Here is a 5,805-nt window from a genome sequence, read left to right on the forward strand (position 1 = left end):
ACCCATTCAGAAGACATTCCAGCCTTGAAATGCTGAGCCCGGTGGACTACGAGGAACGACACCGAACCTCGAGCATCACCACCTGACCCATCTCACCCGAGCTGTCCGTGCTACGGGGGGAACCTCAGCGCGGTCTCGACCAGGGTTGAGCAGCCCGCCGCGAGCGCCAGGATCCGGGGTAGCGATGCCAGGGCCGGGAACCGCAGCGGGACGAGGAAGCCCAGCGCCGCGAACACCAGCAGGTTGCCGACGACCTGGCCCGTCGACATCGTGACCAGGTCCCGCAGCGGTACCAGGCTCACCCGGCCGGGAACTTCGCCGGCCCGGGAGCCCGGCAGCATGATCATCCATACCCACGGCACCGTCCCGTAGACGATGCCGACCTCGGCCAGCGCCGTCCGCCACGCCCGCGCCGGTCTGCCGGTGACGCTGCGGCGGCGTGCCAGCGCCCACACCGCCAGGGCGGCCAACGGCAGTACGGCCACCGTGAGAAGTACTACGCCGGTGAACGTGCCGACCCAGCCGTGCCAGTCCTCGATGATCACGCTGCCCCCGTTCTCGTCCTGTGGCGGACCCGCCCGTCAGCCCTGGCCGGTGATGGCCTTCAGCTCCTGTTGGGTGATGTCCTGTATCGGCACGTCGTCGTAGTTGCTGAGGATGACGCCGACCCAGCCGGTGTCGGGGTAGATGTTCCAGTTGGCGGTGCTGCCGCCGGTGCCGCCGCCGCGTCCGAACAGCCACTGGCCGTCGATGATCTTGATCGGGCCCGTGTACCCGGTGAACGACGGGTGGGCGAGCGGGGAGCCGTCCCTGCCCGACCCGCGGGGGATCTTGGCGCCGGTCAGCAGGTCGGCGAAGGGGCGGTCCAGCACCGTGCCGTCGTGTAGCGCGTTCGCGAACCGGACCAGGTCCGGCGCGGTGGCGAAGCCGTCGTCCGTGGCATAGCCGATGAAGGCGCGACCCGGGTTCTTGCCCGCTATCTGCGGGGTGAGGCTGCCCTTGTCCAGATTGCGCACGGCGTCCACTCGGCTGCCGTCGGCCTGCCGCATGTAGGAGTGCGCGATGTGCTCGTCGGTGAGCCACTGCGGCCTGGTGTAGAACGCCGTACCGGTCATGCCGCAGCGCCCGAAGACGTGCTCGTGCACGTAGTCCCAGTACGTCGTGCCGGTCACGGCCTCCACGATCTGCGCGGCGGTGGCGAGGCCCGCGCCGGCGCCGTTGGTGTGCGCCTGGTTGCCCGTGCCGGGAGGGGCCGCCAGTTCCGCCTGCCGGGTCCACTGCCGATTGAACTCGTGCACTTCCTCCTTGCTGTGGAAGATGCGCTGCAGGTCCAGTTCTGGGGCGCTCATCCCGGACGTGGTGGTGAGCAGATGGTGGATGGTCACCTGTTCGGCGATGTCCTCGGCGAAGCCCGTCAGGTGGGTGCCCACCGTGTCCGCCAAGCCCAGCTTGCCCTGCTGCGCCAGCTGCAGGACGGCCACCGAGAGGAACGGCTGGATCCCCGAGGAGAGGTTGACCGCGACGCCCTCGTGGTTGCGGATCCCCTTCTCCTTGTCGGCCATGCCGTAGCTGCGGGACAGCACCGTCCGTCCCTTGTGGGCCAGCAGCACCACACCGGAGAACTTGTCCTCGGCCGCCAGTTGCGCCACGTACCGGTCGTAGGCTCCGCCGGGCCGGGTGTCCGGCGGGATGTCGGAGCCGGTCGGGGCCGAGTCTGCGCGGCCGGGCTGGGCGCCCACCAGCGATCCGCCGGCCGCCACCGCGCCGGCGGCCGCCAGCCCGCCCCGTCCGAGCAGCCGCCGCCGGTCGATACCGCCTACAGAATCCGAGCCCATGAGCACGCCCTTTTCCCGATCGCCGAACAGACCATTGCGATTCTCGATACGAAAGGTGGTCCCATCCGCCGCCATCGGGCACGGCACCGTCCTTTAGGAGTCACCTTCCGCCGCAATTCCTATCCAACGGACGGTCACAGCGCGGAGCCAAAAGCTGTGACCCGGGTGTGACCCGGGCCTGCGGCCACAGCCGGGGGGTTCATGGCTTCCGTTTCGTCGCCCAGGAAGGGAGCCAGGCATCCCCGGGGAGCGGCGGCAGGCTGCCGAGGTGGTTGATGATCGCCCGGAGTCCCGGGTGCGGATTCGTTTTCGGGACGATCAGCGAGAGCGGATACGCGAGCATCGGATTCACGATCGGGATGCGGCGCAGGTCGTGGCTCGTCGGCCAGATGTACCGGTCGCGTGCGCCTACGAGGGTGGCCACGTCCGCGGAGTCCGCGAGGACGTCCTGCAATACCTCGTTGCCGAAGTTCGGGCCCGCGGCGTCGACGCGGAGGTCGAAGGCGGTGGTCAACTGATCGTAGAACTCCGCCCATTCGCTTCGCGGCGCGATGCCCGGCACCCAGATCCGGTGCCGGCGCAGCCGGGACGGTGTCAGTGTCCGCGCGGAGGCGAGCGGGTGTCTCGGGCCGACGAGGAGTTCCAGCGGCGAGTCGAACGCGGGGATCATCCGCACGTCGCGGGGCAGCGCGGCCGGGTCGGTGATCGTGCGGAACGAGGCGTCGACATCGCCCGCCTGGACGGCGGCGACCGCCGCACGCGGGTCGTCGGCCTTGAGGGTGACAACGTCGAGGTCGGTCCCGGGGTGCGAGCGCCAGTAGTCGTGCAGGACGACGGCCTGCGCGGATCGCAGGCCGAGAACGTCGATGCGGAGGGCCCGCGAGCCGGGTCTGATCGCGGTGATGGCGCGGTCGACGCCCGTGACGATGTTCCGGGCGTGCGGGAGGAACGCCTGGCCGTCGAGTGTCAGCTCGACCCCGCGGGCGGTGCGGGTGAACAGCTTGACGTCGAGCTTCCTCTCAAGGTTCGTGATCCGCTTCGACACGGCTTGCTGCGTCACGCCGAGTTCGTCGGCCGCGTGCTGCAGCTGTCCGAGCTCGGCGGCGCGGACGAACGACCGCACCGCCTCGATGTCCACTGATCCAGCCTATGGGTGCCCAACCATCCGTTGTGGCGCGCCGGGGAGCCGTTGTCGCGAGGAGCCCGGACCTTCAAGCCCGAGCGGTCGACTGGAAGGTCCAGAGGCGGGTGGTGCCGGCGCCGCTTGTCGTGGCGAAACTTTGGCCGTCGGGGGCGAACGTCACGGACTGGTCCTCGTCGGAGTCGCCGGGGAGCGTTGCGGTGTTGCGGCTCGTCGGGACGTGCCAGAGGCGGATGTTCTTCTCGTCTGCGGTGACGAGGGTGTCGCCGTCCGGGCTGAACGCCAGGGCCTGCACCTCGCCGCCGAGGTCCTTGATGGTGGTTTTGACGTCGCCGTCGGACGCCTTCCGGAGTTCGAAGCCGTAGTAGCCGCCGGTGGAGACCGCGATGACGTCTCCGTCCGGGCTGAAAACGAGGGACGGGATGCCGGTGGCCTCGGACGGCGAGATCTCCTTGCCGTCGCCCTTCGAGGTGTCCCAGAGGGTGAAGCTTCTGGACAGGGCACGGGCGCCGGCGAGGGCCTTCCCGTCTGGGGAGAAGGCCAGCGCGTTGGCGTAGTAGTCGAGCTTCATCGGGCGGGACTTGCCGGTCACGGTGTCCAGGATCTGGACGTAGGTGGGGCCGTGGCCGCTGCTGACGGCGAGCGACCGGCCGTCCGCGCTGAATGCGAGCGCCTGGGCGCCGCGCAGGCCGGTGAAGGTCTTGCGGACCTTCACCGACGCCACGTCCCAGAGGTGGACGCCCTCGTCGTCGCCGCCGGTCGCGAGGGTCCTGCCGTCCGGACTGAAGACCATCGGGCGCTTGTAGGTCTCGTCGGAGTCCTTGAGTTCATGGGCGGTGACCTGCGCGGTGGACAGGTCCCAGCGCAGGATCGAGGCGAAACCCGCGCCCCACAGGCTTCTGCCGTCCGGGGAGAACGCCAGGTCGGAGAGCGCGACCTCGGAACTCGGCAGGGTGACGCCTGTGGGCACGCCGATCGGGGTCTTCGGGACGTTCCGTCCAGCGGACGAGTCCGACGGCCAGAGCAGGACGGTCGGCACGGCGACGGCGGCGGTCGCCGCGACGGCCGCCCCGCCGAGCAGGACGGCGCGGCGGGAGGGCCCGCGCGGGGGCTCGGCGCTGAGGCCGGTCAGGACCTCCTGGACGGACGGCCGCCGGCCGGGGTCCTTCTCCAGGCAGCGGACGACGAGGTCGCGCAGGGGCGGGTCGGTGAGGCCGCCCACGTCGGGCGGCGCGCCGACGATCTTGTGGACGATCGCCGGGATGGTCGGCGCGTCGAACGGGCCGCGGCCGAGCGCCGCGTACGCGAGCACGCAGCCGAGCGCGAACACGTCGCTCGGCGGGCCGGTGGCGTCGGCGCGCACCTGCTCGGGGGACATGAACGAGAACGTGCCGACGACCGCTCCGGTCGAGGTCAGCGCGGTCGCGTCGGCCGCGCGGGCGATGCCGAAGTCGATGATCCGGGGGCCGTCCGGGGCCATGATGACGTTGCCCGGCTTGAGGTCGCGGTGCACCAGCCCGCACGCGTGGATCGCGGTCAGGCCCTCGGCGAGACCCTTGCCCAGTTCGCGGACCGCGGGCGGCGCGAGAGGGCCCTGGCGCTGCACGACCTGCCGCAGGGACGGGCCGGGGACGAACGCGGTCACCATCCACGGCGAGGCGGCCTCGGGGTCGGCGTCGACGACCTGCGCCGTATGGAATCCGCCGACCTTGCGGGCGGCCTCGATCTCGCGGGCGAACCGCCGCCGGAAGTCCGCGTCGGCGGCGAACTCGGCGCGGACGACCTTCACCGCGACCTTGCGTCCGCTCGGCGAGGCCCCGAGGAACACCTCGCCCATGCCGCCCGCGCCCAGCCGTCCGTCGAGCCGGTAGGGGCCGATCTGGCGGGGGTCGTCACTGCGCAGCGGATCCACTGATCAGACCTTCCAGAGCGTCACGGTGCCGTCCGGCTTGGAGCCGCCCACACCCGCCACGGTCCGGCCGTCCGGGGTGAGGACGATCTTCTCGACGGGCTGGGAGTGGCCGACGAGCGTCGCGGTGAGCGCGCCGGTGGCGGCGTTCCAGATCCGGACGGTCCGGTCGTTGCACGCGCCGAGGACGGACGAGCCGTCCGGGGAGAGCTTCACGTCCTTGACGTTCGCCCCGCCCGCCTTGATGACGCGCACGGAGCGCCGCGTGGCGACGTCCCAGATCCGGACGGTCTTGTCCGCGCTGCTGCTGGCCAGCCGCTTCCCGTCCGAACTGAACGCCACGCCGGTGACGCTCTCGGTGTGGCCGGTGAGCTGGCCGCGTTTGCGGAGCGTCCGGCCGTCGAGGAGCTGGACGGTGTTGCCCGGCGGCTTCTTGTAGAAGCCGTCCACCCCGACCGCGATGAGCTTGCCGTCCGGACTGTAGGCGACCGCGTTGACGCCGCTGTGCCCGAGGTCGAACGTCGCCAGCGTGCGGCCGGTGGCGGCGTCGAAGAGCTTCGCGCCCGGGTTGGCTCCCGCGATCGTGCGGCCGTCCGGGCTGTAGACCAGCGAGTTCGCGCCGAACTCGCCGCTGCGCACGTTCACCTTGACGCGTCCGGTGGCCGCGTCCCAGACGAGCAGGAGGCCGGGTGAGCTGGACGAACTGGCCATGAGCCCGCCGTCCGGGCTGAACGCGAGCGCGCTCACCCAGCCCGTCCGGTCGATCGTGCGCAGGGCGCGGCCGGTGGCGAGGTCCCACAGCGTGATGGTCGAGTCCAGGCCGCCCGCGGCGATGGTCCGGCCGTCGGCGGTGATGGCGACCTCGTTGAGGGTCTTGACGTCCTTGGCGGTGAGCGACCCGGTGGGGGAGACCAGGCCCT

The 5,805-nt window shown here is 71.1% G+C and carries 5 protein-coding genes; all 5 read right to left on the minus strand.

All coding sequences use genetic code 11. The features are described 5' to 3' along the window. Positions 1 to 110: 110 nt before the first annotated feature. Positions 111 to 545 carry a VanZ family protein gene (locus tag E1293_RS43665; RefSeq protein ID WP_207939462.1) on the minus strand — a complete coding sequence of 145 codons (435 nt, stop codon included), beginning with the start codon at positions 543 to 545 and terminating at the stop codon, positions 111 to 113. 36 nt (positions 546 to 581) lie between these two features. Beyond that, positions 582 to 1,835 carry a serine hydrolase domain-containing protein gene (locus tag E1293_RS43670; RefSeq protein ID WP_132205516.1) on the minus strand — a complete coding sequence of 418 codons (1,254 nt, stop codon included), beginning with the start codon at positions 1,833 to 1,835 and terminating at the stop codon, positions 582 to 584. A gap of 199 nt (positions 1,836 to 2,034) precedes the next feature. Continuing rightward, positions 2,035 to 2,973, minus strand: coding sequence for a LysR family transcriptional regulator (locus E1293_RS43675; protein WP_132205518.1), 939 nt, complete (start codon positions 2,971 to 2,973; stop codon positions 2,035 to 2,037). A gap of 73 nt (positions 2,974 to 3,046) precedes the next feature. Next, positions 3,047 to 4,888 carry a WD40 repeat domain-containing serine/threonine protein kinase gene (locus tag E1293_RS43680; protein WP_132205520.1) on the minus strand — a complete coding sequence of 614 codons (1,842 nt, stop codon included), beginning with the start codon at positions 4,886 to 4,888 and terminating at the stop codon, positions 3,047 to 3,049. A gap of 3 nt (positions 4,889 to 4,891) precedes the next feature. Beyond that, the coding region (locus tag E1293_RS43685) for a WD40 repeat domain-containing protein (protein WP_132205522.1) at positions 4,892 to 5,805 on the minus strand (914 nt) is incomplete at its 5' end.

It is taken from the genome of Actinomadura darangshiensis (genome assembly GCF_004349235.1).
In the GTDB taxonomy this organism is placed as follows: Bacteria; Actinomycetota; Actinomycetes; order Streptosporangiales; family Streptosporangiaceae; genus Spirillospora; species Spirillospora darangshiensis.